Here is a 23504-nt window from a genome sequence, read left to right as displayed (position 1 = left end):
ATTTCAATTATGTCAGAAATCTTACGTTACCACGCCGAACAACTTTTCGCGGAAGAATTAGAAGAGCTCAGGAAACAGGACACAGGGAAAAAGCCGCATAACTGGCTGCTTTCGCCGCAGTCGGTGGTTACCTACCTGGTTGGCGGAACATTGAAGAACGGTTTTGAAGTAAGCGCTAAATATATAGGAAGCCGCAGGCTTATGGAAATTGCAGTAGCTACCCTGGCTACCGACAGGGCGCTGCTCCTGTACGGGCTTCCGGGTACAGCAAAAAGCTGGGTGAGCGAACACCTGGCGGCTGCCATCAGCGGCGATTCTACCCTGATCATCCAGGGTACTGCCGGCACCAGTGAAGAAAGCATCCGTTATGGCTGGAACTATGCCCGTTTGCTGGCCGAAGGCCCAAGCCCGAATGCACTGGTTGAAACGCCTGTGATGCGGGCGATGAAAGACGGAAAAATTGCAAGGATAGAAGAACTGACCCGCATAGGCGCCGACGTTCAGGATACCCTCATCACCATCCTTTCCGAAAAAACAATGCCCATCCCTGAACTGAACACAGAAGTTCAGGCCAGCAAAGGGTTTAACGTAATCGCTACCGCCAATAACCGGGATAAAGGAGTGAACGAACTATCCAGCGCCCTGAAACGTAGGTTCAATACCGTTATACTGCCTGTCCCGGAATCCATGGAAGAAGAAATTGATATCGTAAGAAGAAGAGTGGAAGGATTTGAGAAAGTGATGGAACTGCCGGCAGAGAAACCGGCACTGGAAGAGATACGCCGGATCGTGACCATTTTCAGGGAACTGAGGAATGGCGTGACCCTCGACGGGAAAACGAAGATCAAATCGCCCGGCGGTACCTTAAGTACTGCAGAAGCTATTTCTGTAGTGAACAACGGCCTGACGCTGGCTGCTTACTTCGGCGACGGCCAGTTGAAAGCCGCCGACCTGGCCGCCGGTATTATCGGCGCCGTAGTAAAAGACCCGGTACAGGATAAACTGGTATGGCAGGAATACCTGGAAACAGTGGTAAAGACCAGGGACGACTGGAAAGATGTTTACCGTGCCTGCAGGGACCTGGCCTAATGTTAACCTTAATCTGAAAACATGTCTGTACATCTATTAGGCATCCGGCACCATGGTCCGGGCTCCGCCAGGAATGTGAAAGCATTCCTGGAAGAACTGGAACCGGATATTGTGCTCATAGAAGGCCCCCCGGAAGCTGACAGCCTGCTGGAATGGGTAGCGCATGAACAATTGCAGCCGCCGGTGGCCATATTGGCTTACCAGCCGGACCAGCCGCAACGCGCCTGTTTTTACCCGTTTGCCACTTTTTCGCCCGAGTGGCAGGCGATGTTATACGCCAAACAAAAGAACATCCATGTGCGATTCATGGACCTGCCGCTGGCCCATGTTTTTGGTTTGGAAAATGAGGCAAAGGAAAAAGCGGAACAGGAGCTGGAACAAGAGGAAGCAACGCAGCCCGACAGCCTGAATAACAATACTGATGCTGTTGTTACGGAAGAAGAAGTAACAGCAGACCTCATACCGGAACAGAGAAGAGATCCTATCAGCATGCTGGCGGAAGCTGCCGGGCATGATGACGGAGAAAAGTGGTGGGAACATATGTTTGAATACCGCCAGGACCAATCGGAAGTTTTTGAAGCGATCCATGATGCAATGGCGGCTTTAAGACAGGAACTGCCCCGGGCCAACGACCGCATGGAAAAGCTGAGAGAGGCTTACATGCGTAAATGTATCCGCCAGGCAGAACGTGAAATGTTCCAGAAGATAGCAGTGATCTGCGGCGCATGGCATGCCCCTGCCCTGCGGGAAATGCCTTCACAGAAGAACGACAACGATCTGCTGAAAGGCTTACCTAAAGCGAAAGTAGCCTGTACATGGATACCATGGACGTATAGCCGCCTCAGTTATGAGAGCGGGTATGGCGCCGGTATACCTTCGCCCGGCTGGTATGAGCATATCTGGGAATATCCCAAAGATGACGGCACCCGCTGGATGGCGCTTGTGGCCAAACTATTCCGCGAACGGCAACATGATACTTCCGTTGCTCATGTAATGGAGGCCGTACGGCTGGCCAATGCGCTGGCATCGCTCAGGCAATATTCAAGACCTGGGCTGGAAGAACTGAATGAGGCTACCCTCAGCGTTCTTTGCAATGGCGAACCTATAGGCATGCAACTGATCCGCGATGAACTGATCGTCAGGAACCGTATAGGCGCTGTACCAACAGAAATCCCCGCGCCTCCCCTGCACGCAGATATCCTGCGGTTGCAGAAGAAACTCCGCCTGCCGGCAACAGCCGATTTCAAGGATTATTCGTTAGACCTGAGGAAAGAAACAGACCTGGAAAGAAGTATTTTCCTGCACCGGTTATTGTTGCTGGGCATCAACTGGGGAACTACCTACGAAACAGGTGGTAAAGGCACTTTTAAAGAGCAATGGCGTTTGCAATGGAGCCCGGAACTGTCAATAGATATCATCGAAAAAGGCAACTGGGGAAATACAGTGGAAGAAGCGACAGCCAACTATGTTACGGATAAAACCAGACAGGCCGCCTCGCTCAATGAAGTTTGCCGCCTGCTGGAAGCGGCCATCCCTGCTGAGCTGCCGGCGGTGATAGATATGATCATCCACGCCATCAATAACCTGGCTGCCGCCTCGGGAGACGTATTGCAACTGATGGAAGTGATCCCTTCGCTGGTAAGGATCAGCCGATACGGCAACGTAAGAAAAACGGATGCAGCGTTGGTCGACGGTATCACCTATAGTATGGTAGACCGCATCTGTGTAAGTTTGCCCGCTGCCTGCACATCGGTTGCAGAAGATGCGGCACAGTCGCTGCTCGACCTTTTTTACTCCATGAACGACGCAGTAGGCCTGTTGCAACAGGAAGCATTATCGGCCTCGTGGCAGCAAACGCTCAGGAGTATTTCAGGCAACCAGGCTACAGCCCCGGTGATCGGCGGCTATGCTACCCGGCTGCTGTTCGACGCCAAACAACTGGACGAGGAAACGCTGGGCAAGCTTTTCAGCGTATCTATGTCGCTGGCCCAGCCGGCGGCGGTTTCGGCCTCCTGGCTGGAAGGATTCCTGAAAGGCAGCGGTACATTATTATTGCTGGACGACACGCTGTGGGGAATGATCTACCAGTGGATAGAACACCTGGAAAATGATATTTTCACACAGGTATTGCCGTTATTACGCCGTACCTTTTCTAACTTTACCTCCCCGGAAAGAAGGAAACTGGGTGAGAAAGTAAGGACCGGGCAGGTAGGGTCCGTTCATAACCAGGCGGTTCCCGGAACGATCAACACCGACAGGGCAGCCAGAGGAATACCGGTTATCATGCAGATACTGGGATTTACAGACCCTAAATTAGTTTGAGATGGGGAATGAAGAACAACTACGCAGATGGCGGCTGATACTGGGAGGAGACCAGAACGACGGAACCTCCTGTTCGCTGGATAAAACTGATCTGCAGATCGATAAAACATTGGAAGCGCTATACGACAGCAACCGGAAAGGCGGTTTAGGAGCCAGCTCTCCTAATGTAAGCCGCTGGCTGGGCGATATAAGGACTTATTTTCCATCATCTGTGGTGCAGGTAATGCAGAAAGATGCCTTAAAAAGGCTTAATTTAACCCAGATGTTGCTGGAAAAGGAGATGTTGCAGAATGTAGCGCCGGATGTACACCTGGTAGCTACTTTAATGACACTGAGCCAGGTGATCCCTGAAAAAACCAAGGATACAGCCAGGCAGGTTGTTAGAACAGTGGTAGATGAATTGATGAGGAAACTGGCGCAGCCTACCCAGCAGGCCATCACCGGGAGCCTGAACAGGAGTGCAAGGAACCGGCGCCCGCGCAAGAACGAAATTGACTGGAAACAGACCATACAACAGAACCTGAAACACTACCAGGAAGAGTATAAAACAATTATTCCTGAAACGCTTATCGGGTACGGAAGGAAGCGTTCAGCACTAAAAGAAGTTGTACTTTGCCTGGATCAAAGCGGGTCAATGGGTACATCTGTTGTTTATTCTGGTATATTTGGGGCTGTAATGGCATCTATCCCGGCCCTGAAAACCCAGATGGTGGTTTTTGATACAGCAGTGGCAGATCTGACAGAAGAGCTGCAAGACCCGGTAGAACTGCTGTTTGGCGTTCAGCTGGGAGGAGGTACCGATATTAACGCAGCTTTGCAATATTGCGAACAAATTATCACCCGGCCTTCAGACACCGTGCTGGTACTGATCACAGACCTGTATGAAGGAGGGAATGAGAACGAAATGCGTAAACGTTTTGTACAATTAAGTGCAGCAGGTATACAAGTAATTGTGTTACTTGCATTAAATAACGATGGAGCGCCGTCATACGACCATGAGAATGCCCAGTTCCTGGCCAACCTGGGTATTCCTGTCTTTGCCTGCACTCCTGATAAATTCCCTGATATGATGGCTATGGCCCTGAGCAAACAGGATACTGCCCAATGGGCCGCCAAAGAAGAAATAATGCTGAAAAAATAAAAAACAGAATCCATTTATTACCTTATGCCGTATACAAAGGAAACTTTACTACCTCTAGTTGAAGAACTGAAACAACGGAACAACTATGAAAACATCGCTGCAACTATACAAGCCGGGGTAGATTTCCTTACAGGGCAATCCTTTGAAATTCCTATTTTTACTGAAGTTGCTGCTGCACAGCCCCTGGGCCGGTTCACAGCTTTACTTCAGGCGCCTGACCTATGGAATGAAAACGACCGATTAGTACTTCAGCTTATTTCATCACCCGTTACATGGGAAGCCTGCAAAGACGCTTTCCTCAAAACGCTGATCCCCACATTGGACCTTCCTGGTACCTCCAGCTCCATTGTGCAACGATTCAGTAATTTCACCAACTTCCTCCAGCAACAAGGATGCACGCCGGAAGAAATAGGATCGGCTATGATCGATCACTCAGGGCACGGGAATAACTACGACCTGTCGCCGCTGAAATTCTCCCCGCTCCGCAAATTCCTGCAGGACCTTATTAAAAGCGCAGATCACCAGACCGTTTCCGCCTATCTTCAAAGATGGAAAGCAAAGGGCTGGAACTCCCTGTTCTACCGCCTCCTGGCCAAGGGGCACCCCGACAAGGAAGCTGAATATCTGGATAGCATCTTCCGGTCAACAGCCCATGCCGCACCTTTAATGAAGGTTATGTTGCAACAGAACTTTACCAGGTTCGAGCCGCTGATCGAAAATGCAGTAGCGCAATGGTCGTCCGCCGCCGCATTTAACAATGCGTTATCGGGTTACTACCTGCTGGCAGGTCATCTCCCGGAAAAATACCTGCAAAAAATGATAGCCGCCGCTTATTCGTTCCTCGACAGCGACGCTAACGATGCAGATAATAAAGAGAATGAACTGGCCGTAAAAGAACTGCTGAAACACGACCTGCAAAACGTTGTTCCTTACCTGCAACAACATGTTGCCGGCAAACGCTCCCTGCATAGCGGAGCTTTCCAGGCAATTGCAGACGCCCTGCAAAACGAGGCCGTCCCCTTGCTGCTGCAGGCATTGCAAAATGACTACGATGCCCGCACTGTGTTGCCGGTATTGGTACAGTTGGATCCTAAGCTCTACGTGGATGAGCTCTGGCCATTTACGCTGCACAGCCTGAAATCTGTCAGGTCGCTGGTTGCGCCGGTACTTGCCACGCATCCGCAAGCCCTGGAAAAAGCAGGCGAATTGCTGCAGCATAAAAAAGCAGATCAACGGCTCACCGCCGTTCAGATCCTCTGCCGGATCAACACGCCGGAAGCTCACCAGATCCTGCAGGCAACCCTGCATAAAGAAGTGAACGACGATGCAAGGGACCTGATGATAGAAACACTGGGCGCCGGTCAATCCGGTTCCGTAGAAGAACTGGTAGCGGCAGCCAGAAAACGAAATAAACTTTCAAAACCACTGGACAGATCCATAGATGAAACCTTCTTCCCTCCTCTTTACCTCCTGGATGGGACAGTTGCATCCGCGGATACCGTACGCTTCCTCCTTTACCGCATGTCGCGGGCCCAGGGCATTAAACCAGACCTGGAAGCCAAACAGCTTTTACAACAGGTAGACAGGGCCAGGAGCAGCACTTTCGGCCAGTACCTCTTCCAACTGTTCCTGGATAGCGGTTCCGATACCAAGCTCAAATACCTGCTGATGATCGCAGCCGCCACATCGGACGACAGCCTGGTAGTGCCATTGCAGACAACTGTTCAACATTGGATCGATACCAAGAAGTTCAAGTTGATGGAAATAGGCGTTGGCGCACTGGCCATGCATGGCAGCCATGCCGCCCTGAGAGCGGTAGAATTTTTCACCCGCCGCTACAGGACCAAAAAGGCCAACGTAGGACTGGCTGCTATGGCCGCATTACAGGCAGCCGCAGAAGAACAGGGCGTAAACGTTCATGAGTTGTGCGACAACATTGTTCCAACCTTTGATTTTGAGAACAGGTACAAAACGTTTATGATCAAAGACGAAGTGTATTATGCCTCGCTGGATCAAAACTTCAAACCTATCTTCTTCAATAAAAAATACAAACTGCTTAAATCTTTGCCGGCAGCAGTGGCGCCGGCAACCAAAGAGTCGTTTAAATCGCTGGCCAAAGCGATAGCAGAGGTAGTGAAGATCCAGGCCGAACGTTTCGAGCAGTTCCTCGTGATGCAGCGAAAATGGAAAGTGAATCAATGGAAACAGATGGTTCAACAGTCTGTTATCCTTCATCTCCTGGCAACGAAGATACTTTGGGCGGTATTTGATGAAAACGGCCAATTGATCAACTGTTTTTCTTATAAAGAAGATGGCAGTATGACGGATATCGCCGATGCACCGGTATTTTTACCGGCCAACGCCAAAATAAGCATCGCTCACCCGGTTTATCTTGAAAGCGGTGTGCTTCAATGCTGGAAGCAAAAATTTATTGCAGAAAACATTACCCCGGTCTTTCCTCAATTGGAAAGACCGGTAGCCGCTTTGGTGCCGGAAGCGGCACTCAATACGCTGGTACTGGATTTTGAAGACCTGGTGATGCAGACAGAATCTTTCGCCCGTCATATGGAGCAAAAAGGCTGGAAGCTCAGTGAAGGAATGGAAGGCGAATATCTTTACTCCTGGTATAAGACGAATGAAGAACAGCAGCTGGAAGCAATAATTGAAATGAGCAGCATATACCAGGACGATAGTTTTCACTACAGGCTGGGATCTATGTACTTTGTTGATAAAACCAAAACCTCGCTGCGCTGGTTCAATAACGTGGACAAAGAAGCGCTGGATTGCCTGCTGCCGTTGAAGAATGTGCCGCCCGTGTTCTATTCGGAAGCGATCATGGACCTGGCGAGCAATAGTTAGAAATAATGGGATTTTTATTGTATTTTATCGCGTATTATCACGTGAACAATAAAAAAAGCCCGTATGCAAAAACTAAGAACAGCGCTGGCTGGCGTCTTTGTATTTTTACTGAGCGTCAGCACTGTTTCCGCCAATGTGATCCATGTTATTCCGCAGCCCTCGGAAATGACCGCGCAAGATGGCAGCTTCTCATTTACCGGCGCCACGGCCATTATACCCAATGGCAATACTACTGAGGCCAAATTTCTCCAGACTTATTTATTGCAGCAGTTCCACCTGGATGTTCCGCTGAAGAACAAAGCCGATAACGGCGCCATTCAACTTATTTTGAACAAGCAGCTCCGGCAGGCATTGGGAGAAGAAGGTTACAAGCTCGATGCGAACAGCAACCGGATACAGATAACCGCAGCTACCAGCACCGGTATCTTTTATGGCATCCAAACCCTTCGCCAGCTGGTAGAGAAAAACGGCGGGCAGGTTACTGTTGCCGGCGTTAAAATCACGGATAAGCCCCGCTTCGGATGGAGGGCTTTTATGCTGGATGAAGGCCGCTATTTTAAAGGAGAACAAGTGGTAAAGAAGCTGCTCGACGAAATGGCAAGATTGAAGATGAATGTTTTTCACTGGCATTTAACAGATGACCAGGGCTGGCGTATAGAGATCAAAAAATATCCCCTGCTTACCAAAGTAGGCGGACGCAGGGACTCTACCCAGATCGGCGGCTGGAATAGCCCGAAATACGACGGTAAGGTGCATGAAGGCTATTATACCCAGGACCAGATAAAAAACATCATTCAGTACGCCGCACAAAGGCATATTACCATTGTACCGGAAATTGAGATGCCGGGCCACTCCAGCGCCGCTATTGCAGCCTATCCCTGGTTAGGCGCCTCTCCCACTCCAATCAAAGTTCCCGGCAAGTTCGGCGTACATTACGATGTATTCAACGTTGCCAACCCGAAAGTGGTAAGTTTCCTGGAGGATGTACTCACAGAAGTGATTGCACTTTTCCCTTCAAAAGTGATACACATCGGGGGCGATGAAGTAAAATACGATCAATGGAAAGCCGATGCTAACGTGCAGGCATATATGAAGTCGCATAACCTGGCTACTCCTGCTGATCTGCAGATTAGTTTCACCAATGCCATTTCCAATTTCCTGGCTGGTAAAAACCGCAGGATGATGGGCTGGAACGAGATCATGGGCAGCAAACTCCATGAATTCACCAACGCATCAGACGCCAATGCTACGCAAAAACTGGCGCAGGGCACTATCGTACAATTCTGGAAAGGAGAGCTGAACCTGATCACTGACGCGGTTTCCAAAGGATACGACGTAGTCAACTCGTACCATGCAATGACTTACCTGGACTACGATTACAAATCTATTTCCCTGGAAAAAGCATATAGTTTTGATCCGATCCCTGCAGGACTGGACCCTAAGTATCATTCGAAGATCCTGGGATGCGGATGCCAGATGTGGGGAGAATGGATACCTGATGAAGCTTCTATGAATGCGAAGGTATTTCCGCGCCTGGCCGCCTATGCAGAAGACGGCTGGACTTTACCTGCAAACAAAAACTTTGAAACTTTCTCGAAAGCGGCGGCAGCCCTCTGGTAAGGGGGGGCACGCAAAGCAAAAAAGGGAGGCAAAGAAACGTAAGGTATTTTTAAGCGGAGAGTATGTTGTGGTACCTAACCTGGTTATTGCACAATATATTTTTCGCTTTATACCTTATGCCCTTTGCTCCCTTTTCATCTTCACGCATCAGAGACTTTAAATTCTTGTTGTTGTGTCTCGCCTGGTTGAGTCTCTTCTCTGCTTGTTCTCCTTTTTCTCTTTCTTCTCCTTTTTCCTGTTTTCTTTGTGTTGTCTTACAGTATCAGAAGGAGGTCGCATGGTGTCCTGCGGTGTGTAAATTCCTTCATAATAAGTAGTATTTGGCGCGGCCTGCACTGCACGATCCGGATCACCCTTAAAGAAAACGAAGAGGGTGAGTATCGCCAAAAATCCAATAGTGGCAGGTAAATGTTTCATAAGATTAAAATTTATCGTTCCCTTGAGGTAACGCATATTTCATGCATAAATATCCCGGCAGTTTCGTTCCGTACAACCCATTGAGGCATCAAGAGTTATAAAACCCGTTTTCCGCGGCGTTTTCTTACCGGTTTCAGCTAATTGTAGAGAATTTGGACAATTTAGGGGAACCGTGGTTACAAGCGTTTTGGAAATCATAAAGTACGCTCAGCAGGGCCATTGAGGCATCGGTTTTGTGACAACAGGGTAATATTAACTACTTAATATCATCTCACTTAAAAACTTATGATTATGAAAGGAACAAGAAATGAGAACACCCACCAAAGCAAGCAGCAGACTTTCTCCAATCTGCCTAAACCCGAAATCCGGGACAACCTCGACAGCCGTAAAAACCTGGAACAGGACTACAAGGGAGGGAATACTACGCATCATGCTAAAGCTACCAAATCCAAAAAACGGTAGTTGCACGCAAAGGGGCTAAGGAGGCAGAGAGCGCAAAGGATTTTTTTTAAGGGAATTAAGGGACAAAGAAATTTGATCGGAGCGGAATTTAAGAGGCAAAGAGCTGGATTGAAGCGAGATTAAAAAAACAAAGGATTGAAGAAGGTGTTACGTAACACAATTTTCAATCCTTTGCTTTTTTTCGCTCTCATTGTCTTTTATTCTCCTAAAAACCTTTGCCCCTTAATTCCCTTAAAAAAAAATCCTTTGCGCTCTCTGCCTCCTTAGCCCCTTTGCGTGAAACTAACCAGCGAGGGTACCGAAACGCCCGTCTTTATAGTCCTGGATGGCCTGGTCGATCTCTTCGGGAGTGTTCATCACGAAGTTGTCTCTCACAGCGAGCGGTTCGGTGATGGGTTCTGCGTCCAGGAATAAGAGGCGGGTATCAGCGGTTGCGGTGATATTAATGTCGGTAGCTGTATCTTCTTTATCAAATACCAGCAAATGGTAACCGTTCACGGGGGCGCCATTTACGGTAACATGGCCATCTGCAACGTATAGCAGGGTCCAGTAACCGGGTGTTGAATGCAGTTTGGCGGTGCTTCCTGCCTCTAATTTGCCCCAGATAGCGGTGATGGGCGTATAGTTCTTTAACGGGCCTGTTTTGCCTTCGTATTGGCCTCCTACCAGTTTCAGGTGCACGCCCGGGCCTTCTGCTACCGGCGGCATATCATCGCCTTTAATATACTGGTACCAGGGATCTTCTTTTTTGTGCGCCTGCGGTACATTAAACCAGAGTTGCAGCAGCTCATAATTCCCTCCTTTTTCCAGGAAGGCGGCGGATGGGCCTTCACTGTGCAGGATACCTTTTCCGGCGAACATCCATTGTACATCGCCGGCCGAAACGGTCATTTCGTTGCCCGCATTATCGCGGTGATACCCCTGCCCCTGCAACATAAAGGTAACGGGCGCAAAACCGCGGTGCGGATGGGGATGCAGCCTGTCTTCGGGCGATCCGGCCTCAAAGTATTTTGCAGGCATATGATGCAGTACGATAAATGGATTCGCAAACCTGAATTGCATAGTAGGGAGCGACTGCCGCACTACTTCCGTTTCAGTGATCTTTTTTTCACGTCCTTCCAGCACGTGCAGGATCTTCTTCTCCATAAAAAACTATTTTATGAGCCTTAGACGGGCTTTTTCCACGGAACTTCTGAACATCTTCAGGATCAGTACTTCATAGTCTTCGATCTGTATGACTTCACCTTCGCGCGGAATATTGCCATGAATGTAGTTGATGAGGCCGGAAAGCGTTTCGTAATGCTCGCTTTCAGGTAAAGGAGCGGGTAATTGCTCGTTGATATCATACAGATATCCGTGTGCATTTACGATATAGTAGTTATCTTTTTGTTCCACTAACGGAGCTTCCTGGTCGTGTTCGTCCTGGATATCGCCTACCAGCTCTTCCAGGATATCTTCCATTGTCACAATCCCTTCCGTATCCCCGAATTCGTTGGTCACTACCGCCATCTGTGTGCGTTGCAGCTGGAAGGTTCGGAGGAGGTCCTTGATCTTCATGCTGTCGGGTACGTAGAACACGGGCTTCATAATATCTTTAATATTATGAAGCGTTTTTTCGTGCATTCCTTTTACCACGTCTTTGGTGTAGATGACGCCTTTCAGTTCGTCCAGTGAGCCGCTGTACACCGGGTAACGGGAGTAACCGTCTTTTATGACCTGGTCTATCACCTGTTCCAAAGGCAGGTTGATGTCCAGTGCGGAAATATCTTTACGATGGGTGAGGATCTCTTTTACCCTGCTATCATCAAAATCAAATACGTTCTGAATAAGTTCCCTTTCTGTTTCTTCGATAGCGCCGCCTTCCTGGCTTTCGGAAATGATGAGTTTCAGTTCTTCTTCCGAATGGATCTCCGATTCGCCTGCCGGAGTGATGCCCATCAGTCGTAACACACTGTTTGCCAACCCATTAAGCATCCAAATAAAGGGACGGAAAATGACAAACAGAACCCTGAGGGGGATGGCAACCAGCAAGGTGGTTGGAAGCGGTTTGCGAATGGCAACTGATTTAGGCGCCAGCTCGCCGAATACGATATGCAAAACGGTAATGAGGGTAAAGGCAATAGCCACTGCAACAACGTGTACAGCGGTTTGAGAGAGTTCGATCCCCAGTTTTTCCATCCCCTGCAGCACTATGGTGGTCATCACCGACTCGCCAACCCAACCGAGGCCGAGCGACGCAAGGGTGATCCCCAACTGTGTGGCGGCCAGGTAACCGTCGAGGTTGGAAAGGATAGTTTTTGCCGCGCCTGTTGCCCGTTTGCCTGCGCCGTTATTACTGTTTATCTGAGAAGACCGCACTTTGACGATGGCAAATTCTGCCGCTACAAAAAAACCGTTTAAAAGCACTAAGATGATTGTCCAGAATAGTTGCCAAAGCATGAAGATGATAAAATTGGTTCGCAACCCCAAATATAGGTAAATCAATTGTTATACGTAGGATTCACGGAAAAATAACCTTATGCAACCTGCGAATAAACTACAGTCAGCTGAATTTTAAATAATTAGTCCACTAATTTCATAGAGTTTATGTATTTTGTGGAGAAATTAGGCTGGCACATATCAAGTATATGAACAAAGACATTACCACGATTTCCGCTCCAGTGGCGGAAAAACAACAATCCAAAGCTATTCCGGCCCCTGTAAACGGGGCCTCAGAAAGTGCTTCTTTTAAGAGATTAAGATGGATATACGGAGTTGGGGGGTTAATACTTTTAGCTGTTTTTTTAGGAATTTACTGGTGGCAATCGCCATCTTTCAGAGCGCATGTTGAAGATGTGCCTCCTACCTTTTATTATTTCCTGGTGGCGGGTTTTGTATTTGCGATGATCGACGGGGCAATAGGGATGTCGTACGGTATTACTTCTACCACATTTTCCCTGTCGATGGGCATTCCCCCCGCTTCAGCCAGTACCGCCGTGCATTTATCGGAGATCTTAAGCTGCGGTATTGCCGGGTGGATGCACCTGAAAATGGGCAACGTCAACAAAAAACTCTTTAAAATACTGATCATCCCGGGTATCCTGGGTGCGGTGATAGGCGCCTACCTGTTATCGTCGCTGGAGCATTATTCTGCCTATACGAAACCGGTGGTTTCCCTGTACACTTTAACCCTTGGTACGGTTATTCTTATGAGGGCAATCCGTGCGCAGCGCCAGAAGCACGTCGATAAAAAGATCAAAAGAATCGGGCTGCTGGGATTCGGCGGCGGGTTTATTGACGCCATTGGCGGCGGCGGATGGGGTTCCATTGTACTGTCTTCATTGATTGCCGGCGGAAGGCATCCCCGTTTTTCGTTAGGTACCGTAAAAGCGACCAGGTTCTTTATCGCGATGCTGAGTTCACTGACCTTTGTGACGGTACTAAGCCATGTACACTGGGATGCAGTGCTTGGACTGGTAATTGGCAGCGCGATCGCCTCTCCTATTGCTGCGAAGGTATCCAATAAGATCTCTGCCAAGACCATCATGGTGGCCGTTGCGGTGATCGTGATCATTGTCAGCATGAAAAGCCTTTACACGTTCGTTTCCACACATCTTCACTTCTAAGGCTAAACGATATTACTCATTAACAACAGGCTGATTTACCTTTAGGGTGATCGGCTTGTTGACTTCATATTGAACCAGGGCTTTGATCACTACCGCTTCCTTGTCGCTCACCGGGTGTTGAAGATACTGGGGATCAATATCGATGCGTATTTCAGCTGTTCTGTCTTCGAACAGGTATTTGTTATTGTCTAGTTTTTTTGTGATGTAACCGGTGATTTTGACTGTGGTACTGTCACTGCTCAACTGCCGGGCTTTTCTCATTACCTCTCCTATAGTGTAGGCCGGTTGTTGATAGTGCAGTAAAGAAAACAACAAACAAAACGCTAAACTCTTCATATGACAGGTATTGGTTTGATAAGCTAATAAACAATATCTATTGTTGATTGTTCACGGATCATGTACCTTGGCTACAGATCATTAAAATTCTACCTTTTCAACAATTCTGCCGCTCATGGGATTTTTCAGAACATATAGCAGTTTATTCTGGCTGCTGGCTGGTATCATTGCCGGGAGTATTGCCGGGATGATCTTTGGGGAACATATTGCAGTTATCAAGCCGGTTGGAGATATTTTTCTAAACCTGCTTTTCACTGCTGTTATTCCATTGGTATTTTTCGCCGTTGCCAGTGCTATCGCGAATATAGACGCGGGTAAAAAGCTGGGCGCCATTCTTGGCATCATGTCGCTGGTTTTCCTTGCCACCATCCTGATCTCCGGCTTTTTAACCATTGTCGCCGTCTGGATCTTTCCCATACACCAGGAAATTACCCTCTCTCACGATACAAATATAACACAACCCGGCAATTGGGGAGAGCAAATCACCAAATTACTTACGGTAAACGAGTTCTATGAATTGCTTTCGCGCCATAATATGCTTCCATTCCTGATTTTTTCCGGCCTCGTCGGTTTTGCCAGTATGCGTGCGGGCCAGGCTGGACAGGCATTCAGGAATTTCCTGCACGCGGGAAATGAAGTAATGAAAGACCTGCTCACCCTGATAATGAAAGCAGGACCAATTGGCCTGGGCGCTTACTTTGCTTATCAAGTGGGAACCGTAGGTCCGCAACTGTTTGGTACTTATGCCCATTCGTTGGGCCTCTATTACGGCTTCGGCATCGTTTATTTTTTTGCAGGATTTACTTTCTACGCCTTTGTTGCAGGCGGTATCAATGGCGTTAAAATCTTCTGGAAAAACAATATTATACCCTCTCTCACCGCAGTAGGAACAGGCAGCAGCATTGCTACCATTCCCGCTAACCTGGAAGCCGTAAAAAAGATGGGAGTTCCGCCTGAAATAGGGAATGTAGTGATCCCCCTGGGCGCATCCCTGCATAAAGACGGTTCAAGCATTTCTTCCATCATCAAGATGACGGTGGTTTTTGGCATGTTTGGCAGGGGCTTCGACAGTCCGTCCGTCATCCTGCTTGCCTTGGCCATCACTGTACTGGTAAGCATTGTAGAAGGCGGCATACCCAATGGCGGCTATATAGGAGAAATGCTGGTGATGAGCGTATATGGCTTGCCGGTAGAAGCGCTGCCGCCGCTGATGATCATCGGCACCCTGGTAGATCCGCTGGCCACTATCCTCAACGCAACAGGCGACAACGTAGCTTCCATGCTGGTAGCGAGGTTCGCGCAAAGAAGCAGAGATGCAGAGACGCAAAGGAATTTTATTAAAAGCGGAGAATAGGCTGACTGCTTATTCCCCGCCTTCAATAATGCTAATTAAGCGACTCAATACAATATTCTTTACTTCTTTGCTCCTTTGCTGCTTTGCGGGCAACAAAAGCCTGCTCCAGGTCTGCGAGCAGGTCGTCGCTCTCTTCCAACCCAACAGACAAACGGATAAGGCTGTCTTTCACTCCTGCGGCTATACGTTTTTCGGCAGGAATGGATTTGTGGGTCATGCTGGCCGGATGGGACACCAAACTCTTGATGCCACCCAGGCTTTCGGCCAGTTTAAAGTATTTGGTAGAAGTCACGAATGTTGTTGCCGCTTCAATACTATCGTCTTTCAGGGTGAAAGAAATAATACCTCCAAAACCTTTACTCTGGCGCTTTGCCAGTTCATGCCCCGGGTGTGAGGTTAAGCCTGGATAAAAGACCTGGTCTACCGCCGGATGTTTCGACAGGTACCCGGCTACGATCTGTGCATTGGCATTATGCTGCCGGATACGCAGGGGCAATGTTTCTATGCCCCTGATGAGCAGGAAACTATCGAATGGTGATAAAATGGCGCCTGTGGCGTTCTGGTAAAATTTGATCTCCTCTCCCAGCTGTTGCGTTTTCGCGATCACCACGCCTGCAATGAGGTCGCTGTGGCCGCCCAGGTACTTGGTAGCGCTGTGCACAACCAGGTCGGCCCCCAGGGTAATGGGTTGTTGGGAAACCGGTGAAGCGAAAGTATTGTCGACGCACAGCAGGCAATGATGCGCTTTGGCGATTTCACTGATAGCGGCAATATCGGAGATCTTTAAAGTGGGGTTAGTGGGAGTTTCAAGCCATATCAGGCGCGTGGCGGGGGTAATAGCTTTCAGTACGGCATTGGTATCGGTAGTATCTACATAGGTCACTTTAATACCGAATTTCTCGTATACTTTATGAAATAAACGAAACGCACCTCCGTAAATATCATCTACCGCAATAATTTCATCTCCGGATTTCAGCAGTTTAATAACGGCGTCAATCGCGGCAAGCCCGCTCGAGAAGGCAGCGGCTACAGCGCCTTTCTCAAGTTTTGCGATAATATGTTCTGCCGCTTCGCGGGTTGGATTATTTGATCTTGCATAGTCGTAACCTTTGTTCACTCCAGGCGCCTCCTGCACAAAAGTAGAGGTCTGGTAAATAGGTACTGCAATGGCCCCGGTTTGAGGATCAACCGGAATAGAGTGGATTAATTCAGTAAGATTGCTCATCTTGATTTGATTTAAAATTTGATGAAAAAATTGATTAAACAGTGTTCCTGCGGAGCTGATCAGAAATAAAGGGGCATAAAAAAAACTCACCTGAAGCCAGATGAGTTTTAAAACGATATACTTGGGTAAAGTAGTTGCAAAACCAGTGATCTGACTTATCTTCCCGGTATCCCGGATGGATGCAGCACCTTTCTCTACCAGGTAGAGATGGTTGCTAAGGTATCGTAGGGCCATGTCCCTCCTCCTTTCTTGATAAGCTATCTAAAGAACTGGTGCAAAGATAAGCAGGAAAATTAAATCACCAAATTTATTTCCTACAAAATTTGTAGACTATTATTTAACACTCGCCCTAATGCCCTCCTGGTAAGGAGTTGGGCGTACATTAAAATGTTTCTCGAACTTGGAGGAATCAAAGATGTAATCATAATTATTCTGGTACAGCATCTCTTTCATTTCGCGGATGGTGGTGTCAAATAATCCTGATAAGCCCAGCATGAATCCGCCCAGCTTCATATACTTTGGTTTTACATTCATCTCTTTGGCGATCAGGTCAATATACCCTTTGCCATCGGGAGCCGGGTTGGCTGTTGGTAAATGCCATACCTGGTTCCAGGCAGCATCGTCCTGCGAGAGGAGATACAGCCCTTTTCCTGCATCGGGGGTGTAGGTATAGCTATGCACCTTATCATCCCGTCCCAGCCACATGGCGGAACTGTTCTTTTTAAACTTGTCGATGATGAGGATATTGAGAAAGCCGGTCTTGTCGGCGCCGGGACCATAAAAGTCCGCCGACCGGGCGATAATGGCGGTAATATTTCCTGCTTTTACTTCGTTCATCAGTTGAGTGGCGATGGCGGCCCTTACTTCTCCCTTTTTGCTGGAGGGCCTGTAAGGCGTTTCTTCCGTCATAGGTCCTTCAACTAACCCATACGAATACACGTTATCGAAGAAGATCAGTTTAGCGCCGGCGTTTTTACAGGCATTGATCACGTTGGTCATGATCACCGGCCAGTCGCGCTTCCAAACTTTAATATCATATTTCAACCCTGCTGTTAAAAACACCACGGAACTGCCTGCAACGGCGTTGTTTACGGAAGCGGCATCGGTAAGATCGGCAGCTACCAGGTCTGTTACTCCTGCCACTGATTTGGGAGAACGGCTAACCAACCGTACCTGTTTATTGTTTTCAATTAACGTTTTAGTCAATTCGTTAGCGATCACCCCGCCGGCTCCAAGTATTGTGTAAAGCGGTTGTGTTGAAGTTGTTCCCATAAGTGTTTTTAGGTTTTAATAAGAAGACGGTTTAGGATTCAAAATATTGTATCACGGATCCAGCGGCTCATGCGGATCTGCATGCAAAGAGGTCAGGTCGGGCAGGAAGGTGAGGTAACTGGTATCTTCCTGCTTGATCTTGTTCATGGGCGTATATCCCAGTTCGGTCTGGCAACGTTGTATGAACAAAGGGCTGTTCACGTATAAGAGGTGCCAGGTATCGGAAACGCACATCATCCGTTTATCGACCGGCATGCCGGAACGCCACATGATGCGTACGGCGTTTCTTATATTGGTGGTAGTGTGCCGGGCATACGGATCAACGAGTATTGCGTTGGCAGGTACTTTCAGTTCTGTTGTCAGGTACCGCTTCATTTCAATTCCTTCTGCATAGCGGGTACCGGGAGGCCTTACATGTCCGCCACTTACAATAATATACGGCGCCAGCTTTTGCTCGTATAATTTAGCGGCTATGGCGCAGCGGCTTTTGGCCATATCGCTGATGGCTTCCGTACCGGAGGGACTTGCACCCAAAACCAGCATAACAGGATAAGGGTATTTATCCCAATCCGTTGCGGGGAATGTGGCAATCGTTTGCTTATTTAAAGTCTGCTCCAGCGGTTCATAGCTGATAGCTTCCGTTCTTTTGGCTAACCGGAGCAATCCCAGCGCTGTTTTCATCGCAGGTTGGAAAAAGAGTTTATGTTTCTCCTTCTTAATTTTACCTGCCAAGGTTTGCACGGTTGTTTTGTAGGCGGGCGATAATACATACGCTGAAGCCGAATCTATTGCAGGGTAACGCATACCGAGGTTATTTGCATAGCCGTTGACGATGTAATTGATAGCGTCTGCCGTGTTCTCCCAACTCTTTCGGAGAAAAGTTTTATCCTCTTCCTTTTCATACAATTGAAACAGCCCGCTTTTGCGCATTTCATCGATCAGTTGAGCAGCCGGCGAGGGATATTGCTGCATCACTCTTTCCAGGGCATCGCCTGCCTGTTTTATTTCTTCAGAGGTCAGCAGCCGCACCTGTTCGTATGCCTTTCCCAACCTGGCCAGGCCGGTATCGGTTTCCAGCTGCCTGGAGATAGGGAGCGTCTGCAATAAAGTAAAGAAATAGAAGTTCCTGTCCTGGAGCTTATCACCGCTTGATCTGAATTGGTAATGAGGATCGGGGTAGGTCGACTGACAATGGACAGAAAGGGAAATAACGAGAAATCCAATAAAGAAAAAACAGCGCAACATGCCGGATAATTTAAATACAAAGTACAACATAGAACGGTCATCCTCTTAAAAAATTCACCACATATAAAAAATATTAATATCATTAAAATAACTATAATACGTATATATCTCTATCCAAAAAACATATCCATACGCATTGTTCATGATTGATAATCTTTTAGTTGCGTCAGAAAAATCTGTTATTTTTGGCGCCTTAACAAACAAGGAAATTCCAAGTTATTTGACGTCATGCACACCTCACAGGAAAAGGCTTATGTGCGCTACGCCATGTTGACGATAATGGTGATCGTTCTCCTGACATTTTTTATGATCATCTCGGTACGCCGACAGGAATCGCAACAATTAGGATTAGTAGTACAAAATTTAGGCAATAACAGCCAGGAAGCCGAACATATAGATAAATCCATACAGTTGTTATACTCGGCCGATAATAGCTTTCGTTTGTATACCATTACGTACGACCGAACTTACCTCAACGACTATACGCAGAAATTACAACGGGTAGCCCGGCATATAGACAGCGCTATGGAGCAATCCAACAAGCACACGGTTAACCGGCTGTTGTCGAACAAACAGAAGGCGGCTACTTTGTTCCTGGAATCCAAACGTTATGTAGATTCCCTGCTCTCTATGTCGGAAAACTGGGATACCACTGCTCCTATCCCTCCTCCTTTGAGGCAGCTGGGCAGCATTGCCCCGAAGATCAGCACCCCCGTGAAGGCGGACACCCTGGTTACGGCCATCACAAAGCAAAGCAAGAGTAAAAAGGCGTTGCTGGGCCGTATAAGAGATGCGATCAGCAATAAACCGAAGGAAGATACCAACAAACAGGTGCAGATCATCACCTACCAGGACCCGGGCAGCAACAAAACATTTACTGCCGCCCAGCTGAAAGATATTCAACGAGCTTATAACAAGTTCCTGAAAGATGCAGTGACCAGTCACCAGCAGTTGAGGGAGAAAGAATACCTTCTCGTCACTTCCAACGAAAAACTGTTCAGCAACCTCCTCTCCTTCCTGTCGGATCTGCAGCAGGAAATAAGGGTAGCTGCAGCAGAGCGGAGAACACAGCTCACTGCCGAAGCACAAACTTCTTTATACCAGCTTAACAAACATAATTACTGGGAGATCCCTCTGATCCTCCTGCTGGCGGGTATTATCATTTTCGGAATCGTACGCCTCTACAGGTATGACATGGCGTTGCTGAAAGCGAAACGCCAGGCGGAACAACTGGCCCGGCAGAAAAGTGATTTCGCTGCTACTATCAGCCACGAGATCAGGACGCCTGTACAGTCGCTGATCGGGTTTGCCAGGCTGCTGGCGCCGGATCAACCTTATATCAAAGCTATCCAGCACTCGGCCGAAATGTTGTTGCAGGTGGTGAACAACGTGTTGGACTACTCCCGCATCGAGGCGAACGAGCCTATCCTGAAAAAGGAGAAATTTTCGCCCCGTACAGCCATTGAAGAAGTGACCAATACCCTCTCTATCCAGGCCGCGGAAAAAGGGCTGAACTTTGAGGTGAACATTTATTTTCCGAGTTCTAAACTGGTGGTAGGAGATTCTTTCCGGTTAAAGCAGGTTGTTACCAACCTGTTGGCAAACGCCATCAAGTATACGGATAAAGGCGAGGTGAAACTGACCGCCTACCTGAGAGACGACAGCCTGTTGCAGGTTAGTATTAAAGATACAGGACCCGGTATTTCCCACAAAGAGTTACCTTTGATGTTTAACGCTTATACCCAGGGGAAGGACCATTACCAGAAAGGGAGCGGATTAGGATTAAATATTACCCAAAAGATCATCGAATTGCATAAGGGTAAAATTCATGCTGATAGTTTTCCGGGTAAAGGCACCACCTTTAGTTTTGAAATTACTTATTTGCCGGCTAACCAGGTTCCGGCAACCAAAAAAATAATTATCCCCGTGTCAAAAACTCCCAGTACTACCGTAATACCTTCCCATGTAAGGCTATTAGTAGTAGAAGACAGTATACTTAACCAGAAGCTTCTGAACCTGATGCTGACCAAGCTGCAGGCGTCCTTTAAGATCGTGTCCAGCGCCGAGGAAGCCTTTGCCGTTTACCAGGCGGAAGAATTCGATTTTGTGCTTACAGATATTGATCTTCCGGGTATTGACGGGCTTACATTAGCTCAACTTATCAGGAAACTTCCAGACCCGGGGAAGGCAGGCGTGACTATCATTGCCATCACCGGTAATGTTTTGGAAGAAGATATTGAACTGTACCTGAGATCCGGCCTGAATGATTATATCACGAAACCATACCGGGAGGAAGAAATCCTGGAAAAGATCAATAAACATTCCCAAACCGCCTGATGAACCCTATAACGATAGATCAGCAGATCATTAGCTTCAATAGTCATTTGCATTTCCCGGGAAAACTGCCCGCAGGGATCCGGGTAATGAACCCGTTTAAAGAGCCGGGGCAGATATTGGAAGTCATGAGCACTTTTTACAGGAAATTCTATCACGATACGCACGAACGCAGGCTGATACTGGGTATTAATCCCGGCAGGTTTGGTTCCGGCACTACCGGCGTTCCGTTTTCCGATACCACGCGGTTAAAAGAAAAATGCGGGATAGAAGTTAAAGGAGTGAAAACCTATGAGCCTTCCTCCGTTTTTGTTTATGATGTGATAGAGGCTTATGGAGGAGTAAAAAAATTCTATAAAGATTTTTACATCAGCTCCGTATGCCCGCTGGGGTTTACGTCCCTGAAACCAGGTGGTAAAGAAGTAAATTATAATTATTACGACAGCTCCGCGCTTACCAAAGCGGCATATGGCTTTATCGTGGATAGTTTGCGCGAGCAGCTGACCTGGAATATTAACAAAGACGTCTGTTTTTGTATGGGCACAGGTAAAAATGCGGGGTTCCTGAAGGCATTAAATGACAAGGAGCGTTTCTTCAAAGAAATTGTGCCGCTGGAGCATCCCCGCTTCGTTATGCAATATAAATCCAGGAGCAAATCTGAATACGTCTCCAGGTATATAGATGCATTTAACGCCTACAGGTAGCCTCAAAATGGGGAATTTTTGCGTCGCCAGTTGTCAATTGCCGCCGCAATATTATTTAATAGCCCCATGCTGAACCGCCCTCCTTTCCAGGTAGCTCCGGGAGCGCGTACATACCCGTCTTCATCGGTTTCCAATACAACTTCCTCGCCGTCAACATTTACGGCAAACCGGTCTAATGACCAGGGATGCACGTAAAACCGGCCCCCTGGAATTTTAATCATAAAAGCGTCCATAAGATCTGAGTTTTTTCACACAATTATGCAAACCTCAGACCAGCTGTCTTAAACTTTAACGAGCCGGCAGTCCCAGGTTCCGGTAAGCTGTGCAGACTGATCAGGAGCAACCACTCCTGTGATCTGGTAAATGCTTCCCTGTTCGCACAGGCGGTCGCCGACCTTTGGCGCTTTTTCATCTTTGAACCGGATAGTGGCAAGGATACCAAAAGATTTGTAGCTGCGGATCCTGATAATGCTGGCGGATCTTACCGGCAGGAACATATCCGCTTTCCTGCGGCGGTAACTCCGGTAAATGGAGAACATCAGCCAAATAGCCATAACAGAAAGGCTAAGTAACAGCAGATTCACGGTTTTACTAGGTTTAGATTTGAGATAAACAGTATCTTTTAATGGTTCGCTAAAGCGAGATCATCTAATATAGGCATTTTAGTATTTGTGAACAATTATTTCTACCTAAGAAAAAGCTAAAAGCAGTATTACACCAACTCCATGGGATCATCATACCTGAAGCGGTAGTTTAGCATTCGTAAAAGTTTGGCGGAGACGACGATCTTACCTTCCGCACGCCCGTTACCCGGCAACGGCGGCAACGCAATACCCAGTTTGGCGGCGGCTTTTTCGTAATAGGCGTACCTGATAGGATGCCTGCCGGCGCAGACGTTGAATATTTCGCCGGGTTGGGGCGTTTCCACCAGGCGTTCAATAACCGCAACCAGGTCGTCGCGGTGTACAACGTTCATGGGTTGGGCAACAGTATCAGGCAGGGATTGCAGGCGCGACGCCCTTGGCAGGCGGTCGTACCCTACCAGTCCTCCCGGCCTCAGCACCGTTGCATTAAAGTTATCGAGCAACCAGGTTTCGACGGTTCTTAATGCCTGTCCATTAGGGGTAGCAGGCCAGTCTGTATCTTCTTCCGTTACCACTCCTGCCGTTGCAGCATAAACCGCCGTTGAGCTGATGAAGATCAACTGCGGGATACCCGCGCTTTTCAACCTGTTCACCAGCAACTCCATTTCCCGGGTATGTGCATCGTTTCCGCGTTGCATACGTGGAGGAACGGCGATGACCAGGCAGTCTGTTTCCAGGAAATCTTCCGGCATCTGCAATTCACCGGGCGAAAGCCATACGCGGTACCCTTCCAATCCTGTTTGCGTTAATGCAGCCGCTCCTTCTTCCGTTGTCCTGGCGCCTTTAACCAGGTACCCCGCATCTCTTAACCTGTTAGCCAGCGCCAACCCTACCCATCCGCAGCTCAATATGCTGATCCGTTTATACATGCACGT

Annotated in this window: 20 protein-coding genes and 1 riboswitch; of the genes, 10 read left to right on the top strand and 10 right to left on the bottom strand. The window is 48.1% G+C overall.

Going from position 1 to position 23504, the window contains the following annotated elements; genetic code table 11:
• The first annotated feature begins 9 nt into the window (after window positions 1-9).
• The 5 genes from BLV62_RS18990 to BLV62_RS18970 all read left to right on the top strand — a co-directional run bounded on the left by BLV62_RS18990 (window position 10) and on the right by BLV62_RS18970 (window position 9031).
• Window positions 10-1089 carry an ATP-binding protein gene (locus BLV62_RS18990; RefSeq protein ID WP_089763548.1) on the top strand — a complete coding sequence of 360 codons (1080 nt, stop codon included), beginning with the start codon at window positions 10-12 and terminating at the stop codon, window positions 1087-1089.
• A 21-nt stretch (window positions 1090-1110) separates the two neighbouring features.
• Window positions 1111-3411 carry a DUF5682 family protein gene (locus BLV62_RS18985; protein ID WP_089763547.1) on the top strand — a complete coding sequence of 767 codons (2301 nt, stop codon included), beginning with the start codon at window positions 1111-1113 and terminating at the stop codon, window positions 3409-3411.
• A gap of 1 nt (window position 3412) precedes the next feature.
• Entirely contained in the window at window positions 3413-4552 is a 1140-nt protein-coding gene (locus BLV62_RS18980) for a VWA domain-containing protein (RefSeq protein ID WP_089763546.1), read from the top strand.
• A gap of 24 nt (window positions 4553-4576) precedes the next feature.
• Window positions 4577-7411, top strand: a complete 2835-nt coding sequence (locus BLV62_RS18975; protein WP_089763545.1) for a DUF4132 domain-containing protein — start codon at window positions 4577-4579, stop codon at window positions 7409-7411.
• A 63-nt stretch (window positions 7412-7474) separates the two neighbouring features.
• On the top strand, window positions 7475-9031 hold the full coding sequence (locus BLV62_RS18970; protein ID WP_089763544.1) for a beta-N-acetylhexosaminidase: 1557 nt from the start codon (window positions 7475-7477) through the stop codon (window positions 9029-9031).
• A gap of 156 nt (window positions 9032-9187) precedes the next feature.
• Here BLV62_RS18970 and BLV62_RS18965 read toward each other — a convergent pair whose 3' ends face one another.
• Window positions 9188-9448, bottom strand: a complete 261-nt coding sequence (locus BLV62_RS18965) for a hypothetical protein (RefSeq protein WP_139170282.1) — start codon at window positions 9446-9448, stop codon at window positions 9188-9190.
• A 291-nt stretch (window positions 9449-9739) separates the two neighbouring features.
• Between BLV62_RS18965 and BLV62_RS28375 the strand changes: the two genes are divergently transcribed.
• Window positions 9740-9910 (top strand): hypothetical protein, encoded by a 171-nt coding sequence (locus BLV62_RS28375; protein WP_168927909.1) that lies wholly within the window; start codon window positions 9740-9742, stop codon window positions 9908-9910.
• A gap of 282 nt (window positions 9911-10192) precedes the next feature.
• On the opposite strand, the gene BLV62_RS18960 is transcribed toward BLV62_RS28375, so the two are convergent.
• Together BLV62_RS18960 and BLV62_RS18955 are read right to left on the bottom strand one after the other, a co-directional pair.
• Window positions 10193-11056, bottom strand: a complete 864-nt coding sequence (locus BLV62_RS18960) for a pirin family protein (protein ID WP_089763542.1) — start codon at window positions 11054-11056, stop codon at window positions 10193-10195.
• Window positions 11057-11062: 6 nt separating this feature from the next.
• Entirely contained in the window at window positions 11063-12349 is a 1287-nt protein-coding gene (locus BLV62_RS18955) for a hemolysin family protein (protein WP_089763541.1), read from the bottom strand.
• Window positions 12350-12537: 188 nt separating this feature from the next.
• Here BLV62_RS18955 and BLV62_RS18950 point away from each other — a divergent pair, with 188 nt between their 5' ends.
• Complete coding sequence (locus BLV62_RS18950) at window positions 12538-13515, top strand: sulfite exporter TauE/SafE family protein (protein WP_089763540.1); 978 nt, start codon at window positions 12538-12540, stop codon at window positions 13513-13515.
• Window positions 13516-13527: 12 nt separating this feature from the next.
• Here BLV62_RS18950 and BLV62_RS18945 read toward each other — a convergent pair whose 3' ends face one another.
• A complete protein-coding gene (locus tag BLV62_RS18945; RefSeq protein ID WP_089763539.1) occupies window positions 13528-13851 on the bottom strand; it encodes a NirD/YgiW/YdeI family stress tolerance protein in 324 nt (107 codons plus the stop codon).
• A gap of 115 nt (window positions 13852-13966) precedes the next feature.
• Here BLV62_RS18945 and BLV62_RS18940 point away from each other — a divergent pair, with 115 nt between their 5' ends.
• Window positions 13967-15205 (top strand): dicarboxylate/amino acid:cation symporter, encoded by a 1239-nt coding sequence (locus tag BLV62_RS18940; RefSeq protein WP_089763538.1) that lies wholly within the window; start codon window positions 13967-13969, stop codon window positions 15203-15205.
• A gap of 31 nt (window positions 15206-15236) precedes the next feature.
• Here BLV62_RS18940 and BLV62_RS18935 read toward each other — a convergent pair whose 3' ends face one another.
• From BLV62_RS18935 to BLV62_RS18925, 3 genes are all read right to left on the bottom strand, one after another.
• Window positions 15237-16430 carry a trans-sulfuration enzyme family protein gene (locus BLV62_RS18935; RefSeq protein WP_089763590.1) on the bottom strand — a complete coding sequence of 398 codons (1194 nt, stop codon included), beginning with the start codon at window positions 16428-16430 and terminating at the stop codon, window positions 15237-15239.
• Window positions 16431-16582: 152 nt separating this feature from the next.
• A riboswitch (SAM riboswitch) is annotated at window positions 16583-16689 on the bottom strand.
• A gap of 74 nt (window positions 16690-16763) precedes the next feature.
• Window positions 16764-17702 (bottom strand): NAD-dependent epimerase/dehydratase family protein, encoded by a 939-nt coding sequence (locus tag BLV62_RS18930; protein WP_089763537.1) that lies wholly within the window; start codon window positions 17700-17702, stop codon window positions 16764-16766.
• A gap of 51 nt (window positions 17703-17753) precedes the next feature.
• Window positions 17754-18947 carry a YdcF family protein gene (locus tag BLV62_RS18925; RefSeq protein ID WP_168927908.1) on the bottom strand — a complete coding sequence of 398 codons (1194 nt, stop codon included), beginning with the start codon at window positions 18945-18947 and terminating at the stop codon, window positions 17754-17756.
• Between the two features lie 228 nt (window positions 18948-19175).
• Between BLV62_RS18925 and BLV62_RS18920 the strand changes: the two genes are divergently transcribed.
• Both BLV62_RS18920 and BLV62_RS18915 read left to right on the top strand, forming a co-directional pair.
• A complete protein-coding gene (locus tag BLV62_RS18920) occupies window positions 19176-21284 on the top strand; it encodes an ATP-binding protein (protein ID WP_089763535.1) in 2109 nt (702 codons plus the stop codon).
• Window positions 21284-21985 (top strand): uracil-DNA glycosylase family protein, encoded by a 702-nt coding sequence (locus BLV62_RS18915; protein WP_225889637.1) that lies wholly within the window; start codon window positions 21284-21286, stop codon window positions 21983-21985. Before BLV62_RS18920 ends, BLV62_RS18915 begins: the two co-directional genes overlap by 1 nt.
• A gap of 2 nt (window positions 21986-21987) precedes the next feature.
• On the opposite strand, the gene BLV62_RS18910 is transcribed toward BLV62_RS18915, so the two are convergent.
• The 3 genes from BLV62_RS18910 to BLV62_RS18900 form a co-directional block, all read right to left on the bottom strand.
• Window positions 21988-22218, bottom strand: a complete 231-nt coding sequence (locus tag BLV62_RS18910; protein WP_089763533.1) for a hypothetical protein — start codon at window positions 22216-22218, stop codon at window positions 21988-21990.
• A 48-nt stretch (window positions 22219-22266) separates the two neighbouring features.
• Window positions 22267-22569 carry a hypothetical protein gene (locus BLV62_RS18905; protein WP_139170280.1) on the bottom strand — a complete coding sequence of 101 codons (303 nt, stop codon included), beginning with the start codon at window positions 22567-22569 and terminating at the stop codon, window positions 22267-22269.
• A gap of 128 nt (window positions 22570-22697) precedes the next feature.
• Window positions 22698-23498: a Rossmann-fold NAD(P)-binding domain-containing protein gene (locus tag BLV62_RS18900; protein WP_089763531.1), complete on the bottom strand. Its 801-nt coding sequence runs from the start codon at window positions 23496-23498 to the stop codon at window positions 22698-22700.
• Window positions 23499-23504: the final 6 nt, after the last annotated feature.

The sequence above is a fragment of the Chitinophaga terrae (ex Kim and Jung 2007) genome (genome assembly GCF_900107795.1).
Lineage (GTDB): Bacteria > Bacteroidota > Bacteroidia > Chitinophagales > Chitinophagaceae > Chitinophaga > Chitinophaga terrae.
This window is presented reverse-complemented; position numbering and strand designations above follow the sequence as displayed.